The organism is Paraburkholderia sp. BR10954, assembly GCF_040965775.1.
Classification (GTDB): Bacteria; Pseudomonadota; Gammaproteobacteria; order Burkholderiales; family Burkholderiaceae; genus Paraburkholderia; species Paraburkholderia youngii.
Genome location: NZ_JBFRCK010000315.1, coordinates 1 through 255, shown reverse-complemented (window position 1 = coordinate 255; position 255 = coordinate 1). Strand labels below are relative to the sequence as shown.

Here is a 255-nt window from a genome sequence, read left to right as displayed (position 1 = left end):
CATGTGGCGGTGCGCCCCATTGGGCGCGGCAACTGATGAAGTTGGGGCATCAGGTGAAGTTGATGCCCCCGAAGTTCGTCAAGGCCTTCAACATCGGCAACAAGAGTGATCCGGCCGATGCGCGCGCGATCTGGATGGCCACGCAGATTCCCAGCAAGGCAGTGGCCATCAAATCGGATGGCACAACAGGCAGTCCTCGCACTCCACCGCATGCGGCAGCAGTTGGTCAAGTTCCGCACGATGCAGATTAACAGC

At 59.6% G+C, this 255-nt stretch carries 1 pseudogene; it reads left to right on the top strand.

What is annotated here, in order from left to right:
* Nucleotides 1–255: pseudogene (locus AB4Y34_RS42390) on the top strand (IS110 family transposase); the annotation flags it as partial.